Genomic DNA, 21,194 nt, shown 5'->3' with positions numbered 1-21,194 from the left:
ATAAGACTTTATTTTGTAACTTTGCGTCAAATTTTTCTTTAATGATCACTACTGATATAGCCGTAATAGGCGCTGGTCCGGTTGGTTTATTTGCCATTTTTGAAGCCGGTTTATTAAAAATGCGTTGTCATTTAATTGATTACCTTCCTCAGGTTGGTGGTCAGCTGTCTGAAATTTACCCTAAAAAACCGATATACGATATCCCTGGTTATCCTTCTGTGTTGGCTCAGGAACTTATCGATAACTTAATGGAGCAGGCGAAACCTTTCCATCCAACGTTTACTTTAGGCGAGCGTATTGAAGGTTTAGAAAAGCGTGGCGAAGCAGATTTCGTTTTAACCACCAATATGGGTACTGTTATCGAAGCTAAAGTTGTGGTAATTGCCGGTGGTTTAGGCTGCTTTGAGCCACGTAAACCTGCTGTAGAAAATTTAGAGAACTTTGAGAACGGTAAGGGTGTAAACTATATGATCCTTGATCCGGAGAAGTACCGCGACCAGAAAATGGTAATTGCCGGTGGTGGTGACTCTGCATTAGACTGGACCATTTACCTGGCAGAAGTTTGTTCTGAACTCACTTTGGTGCACAGAAGCGAAAGTTTCCGTGGTGCTCCAGATTCGGTTGCTAAAGTAATGGCATTGGCAGAAAGTGGAAAAATCAATCTGATTTTAAACAGCAATCTACAAGCGGTACAGGGAACTGACAAACTAGAGCAAGTTGAAATTGTGCAGAACCGTACCATGGAAAAAACAGTGGTAGAGGCTGATCATTTAATTCCTTTGTTTGGTTTGAGTCCTAAATTAGGCCCGATCGAAGACTGGAATTTAAATATTAACAAAAGTGCAATTGAGGTTAACGTTGATGATTATTCGACAAACATTCCTGGAATTTACGCTATTGGCGACATCAACACCTACACCAATAAATTAAAATTGATTCTTTGTGGTTTCCACGAGGCTGCATTAATGAGCCATAGCGCTTATTCTTACATGAACCCCGGTGTGAAATATACCATGAAATATACAACGGTAAACGGAGTTTCAGAATTTTAAGCTTTCTACTATATTTGTGAATCAATATAAGTAAGCTGAAAAATGGAAAACAATATTAATATATACATGCAAGAGCCGGATGGCTCGGTTACCGAACACGTTGCGCCAACTGACATGGGTTTAAGCCTGATGGAATTTTTAAAGGCATCAGAGTACGATATTCTTGCTACTTGTGGCGGAATGGCTTTATGTGCTACCTGCTGTGTTGATGTGTTGGAAGGTGAAGAAAAACTTAACGAAATGACAGACGATGAGTATGCCATGTTAGATACTCTGCCTGACCTGTTACCAAACTCGCGTTTAGCCTGCCAATTGCAGTTAAATAATAATATGGACGGATTAAAAGTGAAATTACACGGCGTAAGCTAAGAGTGTAAAACATATTAAAACAAACAAGGCGATACGTAAAGTGTCGCCTTTTTTGTTTTAGATCTTTTCGTTAGTCGAGATTTGCAATCTCGATTCTCTGTATTGTGGATTTTTAATCCACTAAGAACATTAAAATTTAAAGAATTGCAAACGGCCAACCGAAAACTGCTAACTGATTTGGGCGTTACCCAAGCTACGCAAGGGTCGGGCTTTTCAGGGCTGCGCTGCGCTCCGGTACCGATGAAGAACCGGTACTGAACCCTTACAATCTCTAACGCGGATTTATTGCTGTTTTAGATGCAACGACCCATGTTGCTAAACCTGATAAAGCGTAAAGCCCGGAGCGAGGTACGAAGTGAGGACTTGCAGCGATAGCAGGACTAAGCCCGCCATTGAAGCAGAACCTTACATTTCCAAAACCTTCGTGTCAGCATAATTTATTATATAAAGGTTTGAAAATCCTTATTTCTAAAGACGGGATTACAAATCCTACCTAACGGAGTATCTTTCTTTTGTTACAGACCTCGCAGGTTTTAAAAACCTGCGAGGTCTAAATGGCAACTTATTGAATAGTTACTTTCTGCTTTTCTACATTCCAGCCATACACTTCTACAGCCAGATTACTTTGTTTTCCTGTATATTCTACCGTTACCGTTTTACTTTCGCCCGGCAAGATGCTTACATAGTTATCATCATAAAAGCTTGGCAATATCCGCTCATTGCTATTCGCATTGATTAAAGCAACACGATTAAAAAACGCAACAGGATTTCCAGCTGCGTTACTTAAGGTTACAGCCACTTTTCCGTTTTTCTGATCAACAGCTGCAACTTTTAATGGCGTCTTTTTGATGTTTTTCAAACCAGAATATTCGCCGTCTTTTCCGGCAAGCCAATAAAGGTTTTCACTTAAAATATTTTGCTTCTGATCTAAAATCCTTAACGAAATAAAAACACCTTCCTTTTTATCCAGCTTGGTTAAAAACTCGTTCATAGGAAAAAGTCTTCTAACTGAAGATGGACCAACCGAGTTGAAGGCCTGAGAGTAGAAATAATCTTTCCCATCCATATCATAAGCTTTAGCCTGTACCATCAGGTTGTTTTTGGTCGTAAATCCGTTGTTTACAATAGTAACCATACTATCCAGAGGATTCATCATCACATGTAAGGGTTCGCTACCTTTCCTCAAGCCGTATAGACAAGCATTGGGATCAAGATAATAATCGTACATCTGTCCGCGCATTGCTGTCCATGGGTTTTGGGTTTTCCAGATAATGGAACCTGTGTACCAATCCCACATTTTGTTAGAAAAACCTTCCATTAATGCCCTGTACTGGTCGTAATTGGCCAGTTGAGCTTTCATTGCAAAATCTTCCGCACTTTTTGGTTTGCCATAAGGATTCAGGTATTGCTCGTATGAGATATATTTATGGTAATCCCATACCGAATCGGGCTTAGCTTTGTACTGTGGCGCAATTAGATTTTCTTTCGGAATAAAACGGAGTAGTGAAGCGTAATCGCCGACTCCTACCGATCCAACTTCCGAGTTATAAGGAAAAGTCTTTGTACCCCAAAAAGTTTTAATGTCCTGTATCCCATACGGACCATCACCGTTTCCACCAATCGAATTGAACGACATTTCATCACTATTAGAAAAATCGAAAAGTTTTCTTGTACCATCCAGGCGGGGCAGAATATCATTCTTTAAAGGCTCCAGAATATCTTCGGGCGGGGTAATTTCGTTTCCACCGCACCAGAAAGCAAGTGATGCATGGTTTCTGATCATCTTAATCTGATCTTCAATGGCTGTTAAGGTAAGGTTATGGTCATCAGGATAATTTCTGCGTGTCCATTGGTCTTCCTTTTTCATTGGATCTACCCAACGGCCATTGCAATCGCCACTGAACCAGAAATCCTGAAAAACCAGCAAACCATATTTATCGCAGGCGTTATAAAACTCAGGGCGTTCCAAAATTGCTCCTCCCCAAATCCTGATGAGATTGAGGTTCATATCCTTGTGGTAACGTATTTCTGCATCGTAACGGGCATCGCTAAAGCGGAGCATCGCATCAGATATAATCCAGTTACCACCCTTTATGAAAATCTTCTGTCCATTTACATAGGCGCCCATACTTTTAGTATGCTCGTTCCAGATGTTATCAATTTGGCGTACACCGACTTTAAGTTGCTCCTGATCTAATACCTGGTTGGCCGCTACAAATTCGATTTTTACATCATATAGGTTTTGTGCTCCATATCCGCTTGGCCACCACAATTTAGGGTTTTCGAGCTGTAAATCAGGAAGTTTAACAGTGGTGGTTTTATTGGCTGCAATGGTAGCAGATTGTTTGATCAACTTTCCGGCAATCTGATACTGCAAAGTACCCGAAACCGCCTGGCCTGTTGGGTTTTCTACTTCAACTGAAACTTTAACGGTTGCCGGATTCTGTTTGCCTTCTGGTAAACGTTTACCCGGCACCAGGGTAATTACCTGCGGGTTCTGGATATTGATGCTTTTTGTCTTCTCAATGGTCACTTTATCCCAAATTCCGGTATTACGGTCGCGGGTAGGCTGAATCCAGTCCCAGCCAGCTGTATATTGATTGGTTAAACCTTTAGCAATCGTTCCATCGCCACCCTGACCACCGTTAGGATTACCTGGAAAATCTGGCGGATAAACAATTACAGCCAATCTGTTTTTTCCATTGGCAGATAACAGTTTAGTGATGTTATACTGTGCCCTAAGGTGCATCCCTACCTGGGTTTTCGGATTAACTTTTTTCCCATTTAAATAAATTTCGGCTTTATAATTTATTCCCCTAAACTGTAGCCAAACCTGTTCGTTACCTGTAGCACGTTCTTCAAAATCTTTTACAAACCAATAGGTATAGTAATCATTACCGGTTTTATATACATCAGGAATCTTTTCGTTATTCATCCCATAAAATGGATCGGGAACTTTTTTATTGTTCAGTAAAGTGGTTAAAACCGTTCCAGGAACTGTTGCAGGTATCCAGCTATTAAGCGAAAAACCGGGTTTAGAAATTTCTGAACCATTAGCAGTTTGCACATCTTTGATATTTGTACAAACCCAGCCCGAGTTTAGCTCGTATCGCTGCTGTGCATTTACAATGAAGGCTGAACAGCACAAAAGAAGTAGAAATATTTTCTTCATTTATTTAAGATATTTTAGTTGATACTTGTTTATGGTTAATTTAATGAGGATGTATTATAAATATTAACTGTCATCCTGAGCCTGTCGAAGAACTTTCCACAACGCCTTACAGGGCGTTTCGACAGGCTCAACGTGACAATTCCGGGTAAAGCAGACTTAGAATATAACCTCACTCTTTATCTGGAATTATTTTCCGGATATCGGCCAGTCTTCAGGTTTTACGCCCCAGCTTGCCGATGGTTTATTGCCCATGTAAATTTGCATAGTTCCACCAGCTGTTATCGCTTTGTGCAAGATATATGACTTAGTATAAGCCTTGCCATTCAGCACAATTTTCTGAATGTATTTGTTCTCTGCACTATTATCTACAACTTTTATATTAAACTTCTTATTCCCAGGTAGCGAAATAACCGCATCATTAACCAAAGGTGTTCCGAAAACATAAGCTCCGTTTGCCGGATTTACCGGATAAAAACCCATTGCCGTAAAAATATACCAGGCGCTCATTTGCCCCACGTCTTCATTGCCACACAAACCATCAGGCTTTGCGGAATAAAAATCTTTGTCGATTTTACGAATCAGATCCGCAGTTTTCCATGGCTGGCCTGCATAAGTATATAAATAAGTAATGTGGTGGTTTGGTTCATTTCCCTGTGCATAATTACCAATCAATCCACTAATATCCGGCGAACCGTTGGTTCCCAAATCTAAAGGTAAAGTAAATAGCGAATCAAGTTTATTCGTAAAGGCTTTATCTCCTCCAAAAAGGCTGATCAAACCTTCTACATCTTGTGGTACCAACCAGGTATATTGCCAGGCATTTCCTTCTACATAGTCATCTTCACGGTGTTTGGATGAAAAAGGATCGAAAGGGCTTCTCCAGTTTCCGTTGGCCAGTTTACCCCGCATAAACTGAACGCTTGGATCGAAATATAAACTGTACAGTTTCGATCTTTTACTAAAATAAGTGTAATCTGCTGTTTTGTTCAATGCCTTAGCCATTTGTGCAATGCAATAGTCGTCAATAGCATATTCTAAAGCCTTACCTACTGATTCGTTTATTTTATCGGCTGGAATGTGTTTAAGCTCCTGAATATATTCTATGCCATCTGTTTTTTGCATGGCCGATTGTTTTATCGCTTCGTAGGCCAGCTTTACATCAAAGCCCCGGTATCCTTTTAAATAGGCATCAACAATAACCGGCACGGCATGGTAACCCACCATGGTATTGGTTTCGCTACCCATTAAATGCCAAACAGGAAGTTTTCCCTGCTGTTTATAGATGGCCAACATCGTATTTACCACATCGTTTACTTTATCCTGGTGAAGGATAGTGAAAAGCGGATTTGCTGCACGATAGGTATCCCAAAGGGAAAAAGTTGTTAAATTGTTAAAAGCGGCTTTTTTGTATACCTTTTTATCTGTACCGAGGTAATCTTTATTTACATCGTTAAATAGTGATGGTGCCACCATAGTATGGTATAATGCCGTGTAAAATACCTTTTTAGTGGTGTTAGATGCTTCTATTTTAACTTTAGATAGTTCTTTCTCCCATTTTGCATCGGCGCTTTTAACGGTTGAAGCAAAATCCCAGCCTGGCAATTCTGTTTTCAGGTTTAAAATGGCATTTTCGATACTTACAGGAGATAAAGCAACTTTAATCTGCAGTTTATCATTATTAATGGCATTAAAGCTAACTGCTGCCTTAAGTTTTTTACCAGATAACGTTTTACCACTTTTAACTACTGTGCTATCATAAAGCGCAAAACTTTTAATCGGTTGCGAAAGTTTGATTACAAAATACAAACGTTGATCGTTAGCCCAGCCCTTCGAATTACGATGCCCTACCAGGGTTGTAGCATCAAGTTGCTTAAGCGAAGCAGATACAGGTGCATCCCACCCGATGCCTTCAATTAAATCGATAATGATATGGGGATTTTCAGCACCTTTTTTAAAAGTATATTGATGAAAACCCACCCTTTCTGTCGCAGTTAATTCTGCTTTAATCTGGTATTTATCAAGCAATACACTGTAGTAACCGGCTTTAGCCACTTCATTTTGATGAGAAAATTTAGAAAGATAACCTTGCTGATCATCGGCTGTTTTACCCTTTTCTAAAAGCAGTTTACCCGTTGAAGGCATAATCGAAATATCACCTAAATCGCCAATACCCGTCCCGCTTAAATGCGTATGCGCGAAACCAGTAATGGTATTACTGCTATAATTGTAGCCACTGCACCAATCCCAGCCTTCAAAAATATTATTCGGTCCAAGTTGTACTGCACCAAAAGGAACATTGGCACCAACGAAAACGTGACCGTGTTTTGCCGATCCAATTATTGGGTCAACATATTGGGTTAATTTTGTTTTTTGTTGTGCAAAGATACTATTGGTAAAGAGAGAGGCTGTTAGAAGTAGAATAGATGAGGTTTTCCTGAACTGCATGTGTATTTATAATTTCCTACTATAGATTAAAAATCTAAAAGTAAAACGTTTTACGTTATTTCCCATAAAAAGGGGAAATAATTGTGCTAAAATTAAGTAAAAGATAGGAATACATCGTTTTCAGACATATAGTACGCGTGTGCTAATTGTATTTTCAAATTGTATTGCGCTAAGTCTTGGTCAGCATCTTTATATCCTGAAATAAATCCGATAGCAATCAGATCAGGATGACGACCGTTCGTTAAATTTGAAAGATCCTTCACTTCGTTCAGGATGACAGCATATATAAACGCCCTGTTACCCAATCTCCAAAACAATTACCTGATCGGGCTCTGAGGCATTTGGAACCGTGGTAATGGTTAATTTCGATTTTTTAAAAGTATAGTTTACGGGACTTTTATCTTTTAGCAAATAGGCTTTTTTGATTTTCTTTACCGGAACGTTGTCTAAATCAAGCATTGTCGTTTTTCCATCAACCAGGTGGATATAAACTTTGTTGTCGCTTTGCGTAATACTTCCCCAGGCCTGTGGTTTAATAAACCCTGCTTTAGTACCATAAATACTTTCACCATAAATTTTAAGCCAGTCGCCTACACCGGCTAATCGATCTTGAAATTCCGGTTGGATTTTACCACTCGGCATCGGACCAATGTTCAGTAAAAGATTGGAACCCAAACTTGCTGCTTTAACCAACATATGAACCAGTTCTTTATTTGATTTGTAATAGGTATCGCTCAAATTATATCCCCAGGAGTTTGAAATGGTTTCACAGGTCTCAAGCGGTAATTTATCTGATGCCTTTTGAAAACTTAGACCTGACTTATTCTCGCCGGGAAGATCGCGCTCAAACATCTGGAAATCTTCTCCCGCAAAGGGTGTGAGGTGGTGGTTATTCCCAATCATACACTGTGGCTGAAGTTTGTGGATTAAGCCATAAATTTCGTTGTATTTCCAGTCGATACGCGAGATCCTGTCTTTTGATCCTTCCGGTTCTGTTTGATCCCAATGCCCATCAAACCAGATTCCGCCTATTTCACCATAATTGGTCAACAGCTCGGTCAATTGATTTTTCATAAACTGCAAATAACTGGCATAATCGCCTTTGCCAGTCCTGCCTGAGTTCTGCCCTGTCCGTCCGGTCTCATGCGGATAATCTTCCCTACGCCAATCTAAAAGTGAATAATACAGGTATAGTTTTATGCCTTGCTTGTGGCACTCATCGGCCATCATTTTTACGATATCTTTTTTATAGGGCGTATTCATGATGTTGAAATCAGAATATTTGGTATCCCACATACTAAAGCCATCATGATGCCTGGTGATCAGTGTAATATACGTCATTCCGGCATTCTTTGCCATACTTACCCATTGTTCTGCATTAAACTCAACCGGGTTAAAAAAATCTTTAAGGTTGGTGTAATTGTGAACAGTCAACTTTCGTTCGTTCATTACCCACTCACCACTTCCGGGTATGCTAAAAGGCCCCCAGTGGATAAATAAGCCAAACCGGGCATCGTTAAACCATGCTCTTTGTTTTAAGTTAGAGGCCGCAGGTGTATAATCCTGTGCTTTTAACTGTAATGCGATTAATAGCACAAGGCCTATTAGGGTTAATTTTTTCATCAGGAAAGCAGTATAGGTAGTTTAGGTTTAGTCTATTGATGCGGTGGCTTTGGTTGGTTTTCCAATTACCTTGTAATTTCCGTCTCCTTTTAAGATGGCCAGCATCTGCGATTGGTTGGTAAAAAGATTTTTCGCTGCTGCCAGTTCTTTATCGTACTGAAAACTCTGCTCAATTCTTCCTTTTTCGTAAAAATAACGACTCACAATCTGTGTTTCTAAAACTCTTTTAATTTCTGCTTTATGACTAACCAGATCGGTTTTTTTAGAAGAGGTGAGTTTATATTTTAGGTTTTCGAGATCGGTTTTTACTTCTGCAGATTTATTTTCCTTTTCGGCTTCAACACGTAAATCAGAAAGCAATCTTTCAGTACGGCTCTGATAAGCCAAATCCTTATCGGCAAGGCTACCAGAAAATGCAGCATAATCTGCATCAGATAACTGGAAAGTTTTGGCTGAAGCTAAACTTGGTTTTTCTTTCCTGTATTGATTTGCAAAGTTAAAGAAAAGGTTTTTATTAAGCATTGAAATGGTAATCGGGCTTAATTTGGCTGCATCAACCACAATATCTGGATAAACACCATTACCACTGTACACGTTTCTTCCTGCTTTGGTTTGATACATGATCATGGTAGAATCGGCAAAACGCTCGGCAATACCATCTGCATTTTTATGTGCATAATCTAATTTTTGAATACACCTGCCTGATGGTGTATAATACTTTGCAACAGTTACTTTAACCAGGCTATTATAAGGCAGATTGAAAGTTTGCTGCACCAAACCTTTACCATAGCTGCGCTGCCCAATTACAATGGCACGATCTAAATCCTGCAGCGAACCAGCAACAATTTCGGAGGCTGAAGCCGAATTTCCATTTACAAGCACCACCAACGGAACCGAGGTAGAAACTGGCGCTAAAAGTGTCCTATAGGCAATGGTTTTCTCTATATTTTTGCCTTTTTGGGTAACAATAAGCTGATCTTTATTTACAAAGAGGTTCACAATTTTCACCGCTTCCTGCAAAATACCACCACCGTTGTTTCTCAAATCTAAAACTACACCTTTGGGGTTTTCTTTCTGAATGGCCAGCAGGGCATCTTTAACTTCCTGACCAGAATTTTCCAGGAATTTATCAAGTTTGATATAACCGATTCCATCGCCAACCATTCCAGCATAAGAAACGTTAGGCTGTTTTATTTCATCACGGACAAGTTTTTTAGTAATTTCTTTTCCATCTCTAACCACTAACAAATCAACTGGTGTTCCTTTAGGGCCACGCAACAGCTGACTAATTTCCTGGCGGTCTTTGCCCTTTACCGCAATTCCGTTGATACTTACCACCTGATCTCCCGCCTTAATCTCACTTTTATTTGCCGGATAACCTTCACTAACATCGTTAATAAACAGTTTTCCATCGATAAAAACAGTACTGGCGCCAATACCTCCGTACTGCGTGCTTACATATTTTAATTTGTAATCTTCAATTTCCGATTCGGGAACATACTCGGTATAGGGATCCAAACTATCTAACATGGCATCAATACCTGTTTTCATCAACTGAGGGGCATTGGTATCATCTACATAGTTGATATTGATTTCTTTATAGAGTGAGGCAAAAATATCCAGGTTTTTAGAAACCAGAAATAAATCTTCTTTAAATGAAAAAGATAAAGCAGCCACCCCAAAACCTGCTGCTAAAAGACCATATTTTAGTTTCTTCATTCCCCTGTTTATTTTAATTCTAATAGTGCAGAACAATAGATTATTACCTATTTGAAAGATTATTTAGTAATTCTGTACAAACGTAAATGTACAAAAAGCCGTAAATATTAAAAACAGCTTATTTGGGTGATGCGTAAATTAAGCGTTACGCTAAAAAAGAAACAGGAATTACCTGATAGAGAAATTAAACTAAAGTCTGTTTCCTTTAGTATCGGCAAGTGCTTTTTGAATGGTAAATTCGATGTAAGTACGGTCGCGTTTCACCAAACGCATTAAATCTTCAACCAATTGATCTTCTTTGCCTGGTGTAAATTCTAAAGGTTCGTTCGCCAGATCGCGGTATTTCCTTAAAAACTTAGTTTTTACTTTAAATGCAGTTTCAGAAGTCAGTTGAAAATTAGCCATGGCATATTTTATTTGATGCAAAAGTAAAAATTATTTGTTCAGGTTGATACCTTTTTTATGTGATGTGATAAAAAAAGTGGAGAATCACGGATTCTTTTTGCACGATAATTGTGTTAAAACAGCGTTATAAAACTCAACCGGGTATTAAAGCCCATAAAATGTAAATTTTAAAATTGAAACCAGAACCTGCAAAAACACCATAAAAACGGCATTTGCAGCGATTTATGGAATCACTAATCTTAAGAAAGCAAATTAAACAACATGAAAAAGATTATCTTCTCCATTGTTTTCCTGACCCTGGGTTGGGCAACATCAAAGGCACAAACGTTTAACCTGGGAGTTAAAGCAGGTGTAAATTTAGCCAAATTAAATGCAGATTTTGCAAGCGAAGAAAACCGTTTAGGCTATCAGGTCGGTGCCTGGGCACGTATTGGCGGTGCCAGTTTTTATGTACAGCCTGAGGCTTACATTGGCAGTAAAGGCAACAAATTTATCAGCATCCAACAGGACAACGGCAACGAAGTATCTGCTGAAGGAAAAGTAAAATTTACCACTTTAGATGTTCCTGTTTTATTTGGAACAAAATTCGGTGCCAAAAACTTAAACTTCCGTGTAATGGCCGGCCCGGTAGTTTCATTTATCCTGGATGAAAATTCGACTTTTAGCTCAGCTTACCAACAGGCAACAGATTTTAGCAACTACAAAAACCAGGCATTGGGGGCACAGTTTGGTGCGGGTGTAGATGTAGGCAGCATCTCGGTTGATTTACGTTATGAAGCTGGTTTATCAAACATCAGTAAAAGTGAAAAGTACACACAGAAACCTAACTTATTTCAATTGAGTTTAGGGTTTAAGATTTTGTAATTTTTACAAAAAAATCAAGTATAAGAGGCGGCCAGTGGCCGCCTTTTTTAATGGCTTTCCAATTGAAAGGGTAAGATGTGTCAACAGATCGTTTTCAAGGAATAAGTTATTCTTTTTTTCATCAAGGCGTAGCTGTACCCCGGCTCGCCGCTGGATTTAAGGATAACATTGATATCCTGTTATGACCTACCAGGAGGAATGAAAACAGGAAAGAAGAAGTTTGTACCACCTATCATTCTTAATTTATCTCAACGTATTGCCCGTCTATTGAAGCTTACGTTAACACGTAAAATTGGCATTACAAGTCGGTTTAAACACTAAAAAATATCGATTTTTATGGTAAAACCATTAACGAAAAACAAATGAAACATTCAATTCTTTTACTTTTTGCTGTTCTGTTCTCACTCTTTGTAAAAGCCCAAAATTTTAAGTATGCTTTTGTAACTGATACCCATGTTGGATCATCAACAGGCGAAGAAGATCTTAACAGAACTGTTATTGATTTAAATACTTTAAATGATATCGATTTTGTAATCATTACTGGAGATATAACCGAAATGGGCACCAATAGTGAACTTAAACTGGCTAAAGATATCCTATCGGGATTAAATAAACCATACCACATTATACCTGGAAACCACGATACCGGATGGTCTGAATCAGGCGGTGTAAATTTTATCAGAGAATTTGGTAGCGATAAATTTATTTTCGACCATAATGGCTACCGTTTTATTGCATGTGCATCTGGCCCTTATGTAAGGATGAGTGACGGGCACATTCCAAGAGATGCTACTGTTTGGCTGGATAGCGTGCTTAAAGCAACACCTAAAAATATGCCCATAATATTTGCCAATCACTACCCACTGGATAACAGCTTGGATAACTGGTACGAAGCAACAGATAAGTTAAAGAAATATAATATTCAATATGCCATTTGCGGCCATGGGCATAATAACCACACTTATAATTTTGAAGGTATTGAAGCTACAATGGGCCGCTCTAACTTAAGGGCAAAGGACAGTATTGGAGGTTACAACATTGTAACCATGACCAGGGATAGTGCATTTTTTCAAGTCAAAAAACCAACTCAGGATATTCTACCTGCATGGCGAAAAATCGGATTAAAAAGCTTCCAGGGCGATACAAAAAAATATGAACGGCCTGATTTTACCATTAATAAGAAATATCCACGCACAAAAGAAGTTTGGACATATCACTCTAACGCCAACGTGGTAAACACCCCAACCTATGCTTCAAACAATGTTATTTTTGGAAACAGCTTAGGTTTAGTTGAAGCCTTAAACAAGAATACCGGGAAAAAAGCATGGACATTTAAAACCAAAGGGGCTATATACTCTTCTCCTGTGGCGATAAACAATACCGTTATTTTGGGCTCTGGCGACGGAACCATCTACGCATTAAATGCAAAAACAGGAAAAGAAATCTGGCACAAAGGAACAACAAATTCGGTGTTAGGTTCACCGGTGCTTAGTGGCCAACAGGTTTACATAGGCGGCAGCGACAATACCTTCAGGGCATTAGATACTAAAACGGGAAAAGAAATCTGGACTTTTAATGAAGTTGAAGGCACAATTGTAGGTAAACCGCTTATTTATCAGGGCAAAATTATATTTGGTTCATGGGGAAGGCATTTGTATGCCCTGGATATTAATAGCGGAAAATTATTGTGGAAATGGAACAATGGCCAGGTTAACAGGATGTTTTCTCCAGCAATGGTAACCCCTGTCGCTTATCAAGGTATTGTTTATATTGCTGCACCCGATCGCTATTTAACAGCGATTGATGCCAAAAATGGCAATACACTTTGGAGGAACAAAGAAGCCACGGTTCGTGAATCGATTGGTCAATCTGCAGACAGTACCATCATTTATGGCAAAACCATGCAGGATGAAATCGTAGCTTATAAAGCGCAGGCACAAGATCCTGGATTACTTTGGCGATATAATGCAGGCTTTGGATATGAACACGCACCATCCATGTTGATCGAGAAAGACGGGAAGGTATTTTTTGGAACAAAAAACGGCGTTATTTATGCCATCGATCCTAAACAGCACAGTACGGTTTGGGCACATAAAATAGATAATTCAATGATCAATACGGTGAATGTGATCGACGGTAAAAACATTGTAGCCAGTACCATGGATGGTAAAGTGGTATGGTTGAGTACAAAGTAGACATAAAAAACCTCCTCAACTTTAAAATTGAGGAGGTTATAAAATATTTCTCTATAAACTACCAGCCTGGATTTTGTTGTAATGTATTTGAGGGATACAAACTAATCTGACCAGTTGGAATTGCCGATAAATAGTTTTTTGGATCAACAAACGTTCTGGTTAAAGTTGTAGCGTAAGGAACAATATAGCCCTCAGCATTTCTTAAAATTTTACCATTATCAGGCACTTTCGCGCCCAAGAAAGCCTCAACGTTTTGAGCCCGATCCAAGTATTTCCCTTTTTTCCAGCGCATCAAATCCTGATACCTAAATCCGTTCATCATTAATTCTACCCTACGCTCACGTCGTATTTCCCACATTAAAGCAGAAACATCAGCGTCTCTTTTCGGATCAGCAATAGCTGTTGCCCCAGCAGCTACGGTACCACCACCGGTAACTGTAAGCTTCGTAATTCCTGCTCTGGTTCTTAAAAGATTAATTGATTTATCCATATCTGCCTGAATAAAAGTAAGCTTACCTATTTGATCGAGGATTGCGGTAATTTCTGCATAATTAAGCAAAACTTCAGGGTAATAAAAAATAGGCGCATCGGTTTCATTAAAGGGTGCTAATTGATTAGAAGCCGAATTTAGAAATTTAGACGGACGATAACCTGTACTCGAACTGTAACCGTTTACCAAAGTACCGTTATAACACAAAAAGTTATCAATGGTACCCAATAAACGATTATCTCTATTTGCCCTTATTGTAGTAATATTATTATCGCCCTGGTAAAGCGGAGATTGGCTAATTGGCAAACCATCGGTTGCAGGATAAGCCTCAACAGCTGATTTAGTTAAACCACTCATTTGGGTGGTAGCATTGGTATAACCAATTACAGAGTGCGTTAATACACCAGCTAAATATCTTTTATAAAGCAAAACCTCTTTATTTCCCGCTAAATCCATTGAACTGTAAATACTTCTATAATCGGCATTGAGTATATATTTACCTGTCATTAGTTTTTCGCACGCATCTTTACCCTGTGTTAAAAATTTATCTGCATCAGGCAAAGATAATTCAGTGTGGTAAACCCGGTAAGAACCTTCGAAAAGACAAATCCTGGCTTTTAATGCCAGCGCAACATCGCGGTTTACAACATTATCGCCATCGCTAACACGAATATTTTCTACAGCATAATTGAGATCACTTAAAACACTATCCATTACCAATTGACGGGTATCACGAGGTTTGTAAAGTACATCTGTTTGAGCAACATCTAAAGACTTACTAATGTATGGAACTCCGCCAAAAGTTTTTACTTTATTGAAGTAATCCATAGCCCTAAAAAATTTCGCAATTCCGTTCCAATGTTTCTTTGCTTCATCACTCATCGGTACCTGATTAATCCGCTCTAACATAACATTGGCTTTACGAACATAAGTCCAATCCCAATCTGTCGAAGTTGTTGGTGCGGTTAATGCAAAATTTTGGAAGGTCGCCGCATTCTGATCATCTGATAGGGTTGAAAAATAAAAATCGCCCGTTGTACCTGTTCCAAAACCTGTAAATAAGGCATAAAAGCCCCAGTTGTAGGTTCGAACGTTATTTTCGCTCGTCCAAAAGTTGTCATCAGAAAACTGATCCGGTGTATCTACATTTAAATCTTTGGAGCAACTAATTCCTAAGATTGCAATAAATGATAGATATAGTATTGATTTAATTAATTTCATGGGTCTTATTATAATGTTAAGTTAACACCGAAAGAATATTGTCTGTTAAACGGAAAGGTACGTCCTGTATAACCAGCTTCTCCATCTGTCATTTCAGGATCTATTGGCGCACCTACGTTTGAAATTGTTGCAAGGTTTTGCCCACTCACGTAAATTCTAAATTTCTCGACGCCGTATTTTTTTAACCAATTATTTTGCAAGGTATAACCAATGCTTACATTCTTTAACCGGGCATAAGCCAGGTTTAATAAATATTTAGATTGAGGGTAAAAGTTGTTTCCACTTGCAGGAAATTGAGCAAGTTTAGTTGCACTGTTACCGATATAAGGACGAGGATAAAATGCGTTTGTATTTGTAGGGGTCCAGTAATCTAACTGGTTGGCATACATAATATCGGCATTGCCATAGGCAGGAATAATCATGGTACCAAGGCCCCAATAATCACGTTTGCCAACGCCCTGAATATATACATCGATATCAAAGCCCTTAAAAGTTCCACCTAAGCGGGCACTATACTGATACCTGGGCTGGCTATTGCCGATAACCTTTAAATCACCATGATCGTCGGCGGTACCCTTACCCTGGTTAATTACCCCATCACCATTTAAATCTTTATATTTCACATCACCTATCCCGTAAATAAAGTTTCCGTTTTGCAATGCCACCTGACTAGCAGAGTTTTTCACTTCGTCTGCAGATTGGAAAAACCCTTCAGTTTCAAAGCCCCAGATTTCACCATATTGCTGCCCTACATAATAACCAACGTTCTGATAATTGGCATTGTTCTGATAAATTAAGTTAGACAGATTATTCCATTTTGTAAATACCGTTTTATTATCTGCCAGGGTTAATGTGGCATAAAGGTTAAGATCCTGGTTAACCGGATAATTTAAGTCTAAACTGATTTCGTAACCACGGTTTCTAAAATTGCCTGCATTTATTCGTGGTCCCGCAGATCCAAAAGTAGCTGGAACAGAAGTTTGCTGCAGCATGCCTTTGGTATCGCGTTGGTAATAATCAACTGATAAACCAACATAATTTTTCAGGAAACGGATATCGGTACCAAAATCAAGTGTTTGAATTTTCTCCCAGGTTAAAGATTGGGCAACCGGAATTGGCGCTGCAATACCTGTAGTTAATGTTGTTCCTGTAGGGGTAACCCAATTAACACCTGATGCGGCCATTGCAGGAATATAATACTGACCACCTACATTCTGATTTCCTACTGAACCGTAAGATGCTCTTAATTTAACATCATCGACATAAGGCTTAATAAAGCTCATAAATTTCTCTTCCGTTAAACGGTAACCCGCAGAGGCTGAAGGGAAAAAACCCCATCTATCTAATTTAGAAAATGCTGAAGAACCGTCGTATCTCCCATTTACTTCTAATAGGTATTTCCCTTTATAATCGTAATTAAAACGGCCAAAATATCCGGCATAAGCACCAACAGGATATGATATGGTACCATTTACAGTACCATGATAACCACTCGCCAGTTGTGTGCCGACTGCTAAGGCTAATTCACCCCTAGTTGGATCTAAAACCGTATTTTTTGCAGCAGTAAATTGAACATTATCATAATTCTCGGAATTTACGCCTGCCGTAATTTTGATATTATGATCTGTAGCCAATGTTTTTTGATAAGTTGCATATGCATTTAGTGTATTAACCATATTTCTGGTTTCGCCATAACTTACTATGTCTTGGGAAGCCGTTGCGATATTGGCAACAAGTGGTGGCGTTCCTGCAGTCCAGAAATCGATCGCATTAATTGGCCCGCCAACCTCGTGCCTTAGTGCATTCGATCGGCCTAGTGTATAATCGGCACGGATACTTAGATCTTTGGTAATTTTAATGGTTGCCCCTAAATCTACCCGGCTATAATTTTCGGTAACGCTAGATGTTTGTGCATTGGCCAGATAAGCAGGTGTATGCCTGAAATAGTTCCCATTGTATTTACCATACGGGAAGTAAGAACCCCATCTCCAGAAATAGTACCAGTAGTTTTGGTACTGATATGGATAATCATATTTAAAGTTTCTATAAAGAAATTTAGCATCTAAATCCAACCATTTGGTTGCCGAAACATTTATCGAACCACTAATATTGTATTTACTAAGCTCATCAGGATTTAATTTGAAAATCCCACCTTCATTTGCATAACCTCCAGATAAATAATATCCAATTTTATCGCTTCCACCCTGTAAGCTTAAATTATGGCTAGATTGAGCGGTGTAATTTTTTAGCATTTCCTTTTTAGGATCCCAAACTTTATAGAAATAAACACGGCCATCCACATAATCAAAATCCTGACCTAAAATCATGTCATTCCCTGTATTTGTAGCCGCATATTTATTCTGCCAGTTGGCAATGCCATCTCTGAGTTTAGTTAACTGCATACCAAAAGTTTCAGGTGAGGTTGTACCTGCCCTTACCGATGCATCATAAAGTGCCTGCAATTCTGGAACAGGGTCTGCGAAATCGGCCAATACTGTTGGCTTATTCCAAGAGAAATTGTTAGTATAAACTATCCTTGTTGGCTGGTTTTTCTTTCCCGATTTGGTTTTAATCAAAACCACCCCAAATGCCGCCCTTGCTCCATAAATCGAAGTTGATGCTGCATCTTTTAAAACAGAAACACTTTCAATATCAGCCGGGTTAATGATGGAAAGATCAGGTGTTTCCACATTATCGACAATAATTAAAGGTCTGCTATTTCCATTTATCGAACCAACGCCCCTAATGTTAATGTTCGGCCCCGCAGTTAACCCACCATTGCCGTAAGTAATGGTTAAACCCGGAACAACACCTTGCAAAGCTTTTGTTGGATCGTTTAATGGTTTGCTTCCAAAGGTTTTTGTCACATCTACCGTGGTTACGGCCCCCGTTAAGTTTGCCTTTTTCTGTGTACCGAAGCCCACAACAACAACTTCCTGAAGCCCTTGTGAATCGGAGGCCAAAGAAACGTTAATGGTGTTACCCGCCCCCACAGTTTTTTCCTGAGTAGCATAACCTATAAAAGAAAATACCAGGATATCCCCTTTATTTGCTTTTATAGAATATGATCCATTGCCATCTGTTTGTACCGCGGTAGTTCCTGTTTTTAATTTAACGGAAACACCGGGTATAGGTCCGTCGGCCGACGTAACCTTACCAGTAACGGTTATTTGCTGCGCAATAGCATGCGCCAGCAAAAAGAACGTACCAATAAAAATTAGTAGTAGTTTTTTTTTCATAAACTGCCTGTTTAGGGGATGAAATGATTTGTTAGTTGTAGTGGTTAGTTAATTAGTTGTTTTGCAAAACACGCACAATAACGCATTTTAATGCTAATATCATAAATGTTTTGGAATAAAAAAACAATTTAACAAACTATTTACCAGCAACTAACAACAATAAATTGCATTAACACGCAAAAACACGCAATATTTAATATTCTAAAAATCTTTTATACATTCGTCTGAAACCAGACACCTACTTTATGCTGAAAAAAGAACGCCACGACTTCATTATGCGCCAGATCAATTTACATAACCGCGTATTAACTTCTGACCTGGTTCAATTGCTTAATGTTTCGGAAGATACCATTAGAAGGGACCTACAGGAACTTGTTGATGAAAATCTGCTTTACAAGGTTCATGGAGGGGCTTTATCCAAATCATACCACAGTTCTTTTGATGACAGTACGGTATATGCCCGCGACAGTAAAATCGCCATCGGCAAAAAAGCAGTTCAGTTGATAAAGGATGGCATGGTGGTTTTAACAGGTGGCGGAACCACAATTTTAGAGTTTGTAAAGCTGCTTCCAAAGGGTTTATCTGCCACTTTTTTCACTATTAGCCCGTTGGTTGCAGTAGAACTTGCAAAATACAATAATATCGAAGTGATTTTGATTGGTGGTTTGTTTTCTAAAAATTCGCAGGTTACTTATGGTGGACAGGTAATTACGCAGTTATCGGAAATAAAGGCCGATTTATGCCTGATGGGAACGAGTGCTATCCATCCGGATGAAGGCCTGACAGATACGTATTGGGAAATCAACCAGCTCAAAAAAGCCATGTTGGCCTGCGCAAAAAAAACAGGAGTGCTTTGCATTTCCGAGAAACTGGATATTGCTTTACGGTTAAGGGTTTGCCCGATAGAAAGCATTAGCTATTTGATCACCGAGCTGGATTTAGGTCACGAATCGCTTTCGCGTTACCGGGAAAAGGAATTGAATATTTTATAAAAATCTTATCGCAAATTTGGCTTGTTAACAGATTAGTGTTAAAACAAATTTAACAAAATACCATATAAACCAATTTTTCAACCTGTACAAACTTATCTACAAAATTGCGACTACTTAAGCAGGCAAACTGATTTTACCCATGCAAACCGAAGGCACACCTTGCCGGTTACCAAAATTAATCGGCTCTCCACACAGCGTTTCGTTAGCCAAAACAGCAAATAAAACAGCCTCCTTTGCATCGGGATTAATATTTAAATCTTCAGTGCTTAAGAATTTGCAAAAAGGCAATTGTGTTTGAAGAAGCTGAACAAGCAGCGGATTGTGCATACCACCACCGCTCATAAATACCCGCACCCGGGCATGCTCTCCAAAACAACGTTTTATCGCATTGGCAATGGTTTCTGCGGAAAAATGGCATAAGGTTGCCATTACATCTTCTTTGCCCAGATTTGTTGTTGAAGACTGTTCTTGTGCCTTTATTAAATATTCCAGGTTAAATAATTCGGGCCCTGTGGTTTTAGGAAAATCCAGACCAAGAAAATCACAGTCCAGCAACGCCGACAATAGTTTGGAATTTGAATGCCCGCTCAGTGCAACAGCTGCATTTTTATCATAAAACTGATTAAAATATTGTTGCATATACTGATCCATCAAAGTATTTCCAGGGCCAACATCTGTGGAAAAAATTTCGCTGGCATCGGTACTTCCTGGCAAGTAAGTGAAATTTGCTATGCCACCTATATTTAGCATCACCCTATCTTCACCAACCTTCGAAAACATTAAATAATCTCCATATACAGCCAGAGGTGCACCCTCACCCCCCGCAGCCAAATGTTTCTGCCTAAAATCGGAAAGCGTAATAATTCCGGTTTTAATGGCAATATGGTCGCCATCACCAATCTGTAGTGTGCCATTAGGATAATCGGCCAGTTTGTGCAAAGATTTTGGTGCATGAAAAATGGTTTGTCCATGACTGGCGATAAAATCAATGTCCTTGTTTTCATATCCCCATTCTTTTATTGCTTCATTGATCAATTGAGCATGAATGTTTGCAATGTGCGCATTCATCAGGCACACCAATTGTAAATCAACTTCTTTTTTAGAAAAAATGACTTTTATTTTTGCCCTGAAATCATCTGTATAATCGCCGGTTTTAAATTTTAAAACACGGATATCAGTTTCGGCACCGCTTCCCTTCACCAAACAGAGTGCAATATCCAGTCCATCCATAGAAGTTCCACTCATCAACCCAATAATTAAACGTTCTGACTTGCCTGCTTTTGAATATAATTTTTGGATCTGCCTGTTCATATTAATTTTTATCTTAAAAGATCAAACGTTTGTCTGCCCCCTTAATTGGATTTTATGTAAATACTTGCAATAAATGTAAATAACCTTTGTTAGAAAT

At 39.0% G+C, this 21,194-nt stretch carries 13 protein-coding genes; 5 read left to right on the top strand and 8 right to left on the bottom strand.

The window, feature by feature from the left end:
• The first annotated feature begins 41 nt into the window (after positions 1-41).
• Together ACUN24_RS05320 and ACUN24_RS05315 are read left to right on the top strand one after the other, a co-directional pair.
• Positions 42-1,052: an NAD(P)/FAD-dependent oxidoreductase gene (locus ACUN24_RS05320; protein ID WP_029274634.1), complete on the top strand. Its 1,011-nt coding sequence runs from the start codon at positions 42-44 to the stop codon at positions 1,050-1,052.
• Between the two features lie 42 nt (positions 1,053-1,094).
• Positions 1,095-1,421: a 2Fe-2S iron-sulfur cluster-binding protein gene (locus tag ACUN24_RS05315; protein WP_025141835.1), complete on the top strand. Its 327-nt coding sequence runs from the start codon at positions 1,095-1,097 to the stop codon at positions 1,419-1,421.
• Positions 1,422-1,983: 562 nt separating this feature from the next.
• On the opposite strand, the gene ACUN24_RS05310 is transcribed toward ACUN24_RS05315, so the two are convergent.
• The 5 genes from ACUN24_RS05310 to ACUN24_RS05290 all read right to left on the bottom strand — a co-directional run bounded on the left by ACUN24_RS05310 (position 1,984) and on the right by ACUN24_RS05290 (position 10,785).
• Positions 1,984-4,593, bottom strand: coding sequence for a glycoside hydrolase family 2 protein (locus tag ACUN24_RS05310; protein ID WP_445561564.1), 2,610 nt, complete (start codon positions 4,591-4,593; stop codon positions 1,984-1,986).
• 186 nt (positions 4,594-4,779) lie between these two features.
• Complete coding sequence (locus tag ACUN24_RS05305; protein ID WP_445561563.1) at positions 4,780-7,038, bottom strand: GH92 family glycosyl hydrolase; 2,259 nt, start codon at positions 7,036-7,038, stop codon at positions 4,780-4,782.
• A gap of 297 nt (positions 7,039-7,335) precedes the next feature.
• On the bottom strand, positions 7,336-8,661 hold the full coding sequence (locus ACUN24_RS05300) for an alpha-L-fucosidase (protein ID WP_445561562.1): 1,326 nt from the start codon (positions 8,659-8,661) through the stop codon (positions 7,336-7,338).
• 27 nt (positions 8,662-8,688) lie between these two features.
• A complete protein-coding gene (locus ACUN24_RS05295) occupies positions 8,689-10,380 on the bottom strand; it encodes a S41 family peptidase (RefSeq protein WP_445561561.1) in 1,692 nt (563 codons plus the stop codon).
• A gap of 189 nt (positions 10,381-10,569) precedes the next feature.
• Complete coding sequence (locus ACUN24_RS05290) at positions 10,570-10,785, bottom strand: hypothetical protein (RefSeq protein WP_010599278.1); 216 nt, start codon at positions 10,783-10,785, stop codon at positions 10,570-10,572.
• A 261-nt stretch (positions 10,786-11,046) separates the two neighbouring features.
• Here ACUN24_RS05290 and ACUN24_RS05285 point away from each other — a divergent pair, with 261 nt between their 5' ends.
• On the top strand, positions 11,047-11,649 hold the full coding sequence (locus ACUN24_RS05285; RefSeq protein WP_445561560.1) for a porin family protein: 603 nt from the start codon (positions 11,047-11,049) through the stop codon (positions 11,647-11,649).
• A 362-nt stretch (positions 11,650-12,011) separates the two neighbouring features.
• On the top strand, positions 12,012-13,844 hold the full coding sequence (locus ACUN24_RS05280; RefSeq protein ID WP_445561559.1) for an outer membrane protein assembly factor BamB family protein: 1,833 nt from the start codon (positions 12,012-12,014) through the stop codon (positions 13,842-13,844).
• Positions 13,845-13,902: 58 nt separating this feature from the next.
• Here ACUN24_RS05280 and ACUN24_RS05275 read toward each other — a convergent pair whose 3' ends face one another.
• Entirely contained in the window at positions 13,903-15,555 is a 1,653-nt protein-coding gene (locus ACUN24_RS05275; protein WP_445561558.1) for a RagB/SusD family nutrient uptake outer membrane protein, read from the bottom strand.
• An 8-nt stretch (positions 15,556-15,563) separates the two neighbouring features.
• A complete protein-coding gene (locus tag ACUN24_RS05270) occupies positions 15,564-18,794 on the bottom strand; it encodes a SusC/RagA family TonB-linked outer membrane protein (RefSeq protein ID WP_445561557.1) in 3,231 nt (1,076 codons plus the stop codon).
• Between the two features lie 245 nt (positions 18,795-19,039).
• On the opposite strand from ACUN24_RS05270, the gene ACUN24_RS05265 reads away from it, so the two are divergent.
• On the top strand, positions 19,040-19,786 hold the full coding sequence (locus ACUN24_RS05265; RefSeq protein ID WP_445561556.1) for a DeoR/GlpR family DNA-binding transcription regulator: 747 nt from the start codon (positions 19,040-19,042) through the stop codon (positions 19,784-19,786).
• A 114-nt stretch (positions 19,787-19,900) separates the two neighbouring features.
• Here ACUN24_RS05265 and ACUN24_RS05260 read toward each other — a convergent pair whose 3' ends face one another.
• Complete coding sequence (locus tag ACUN24_RS05260; RefSeq protein ID WP_445561555.1) at positions 19,901-21,097, bottom strand: anhydro-N-acetylmuramic acid kinase; 1,197 nt, start codon at positions 21,095-21,097, stop codon at positions 19,901-19,903.
• Between the last annotated feature and the right edge of the window lie 97 nt (positions 21,098-21,194).

This window comes from Pedobacter sp. WC2501, from assembly GCF_052682415.1.
The sequence above is the reverse complement of the archived record's forward strand: the minus strand, read 5'-3'. Positions and strand labels throughout refer to the sequence as shown.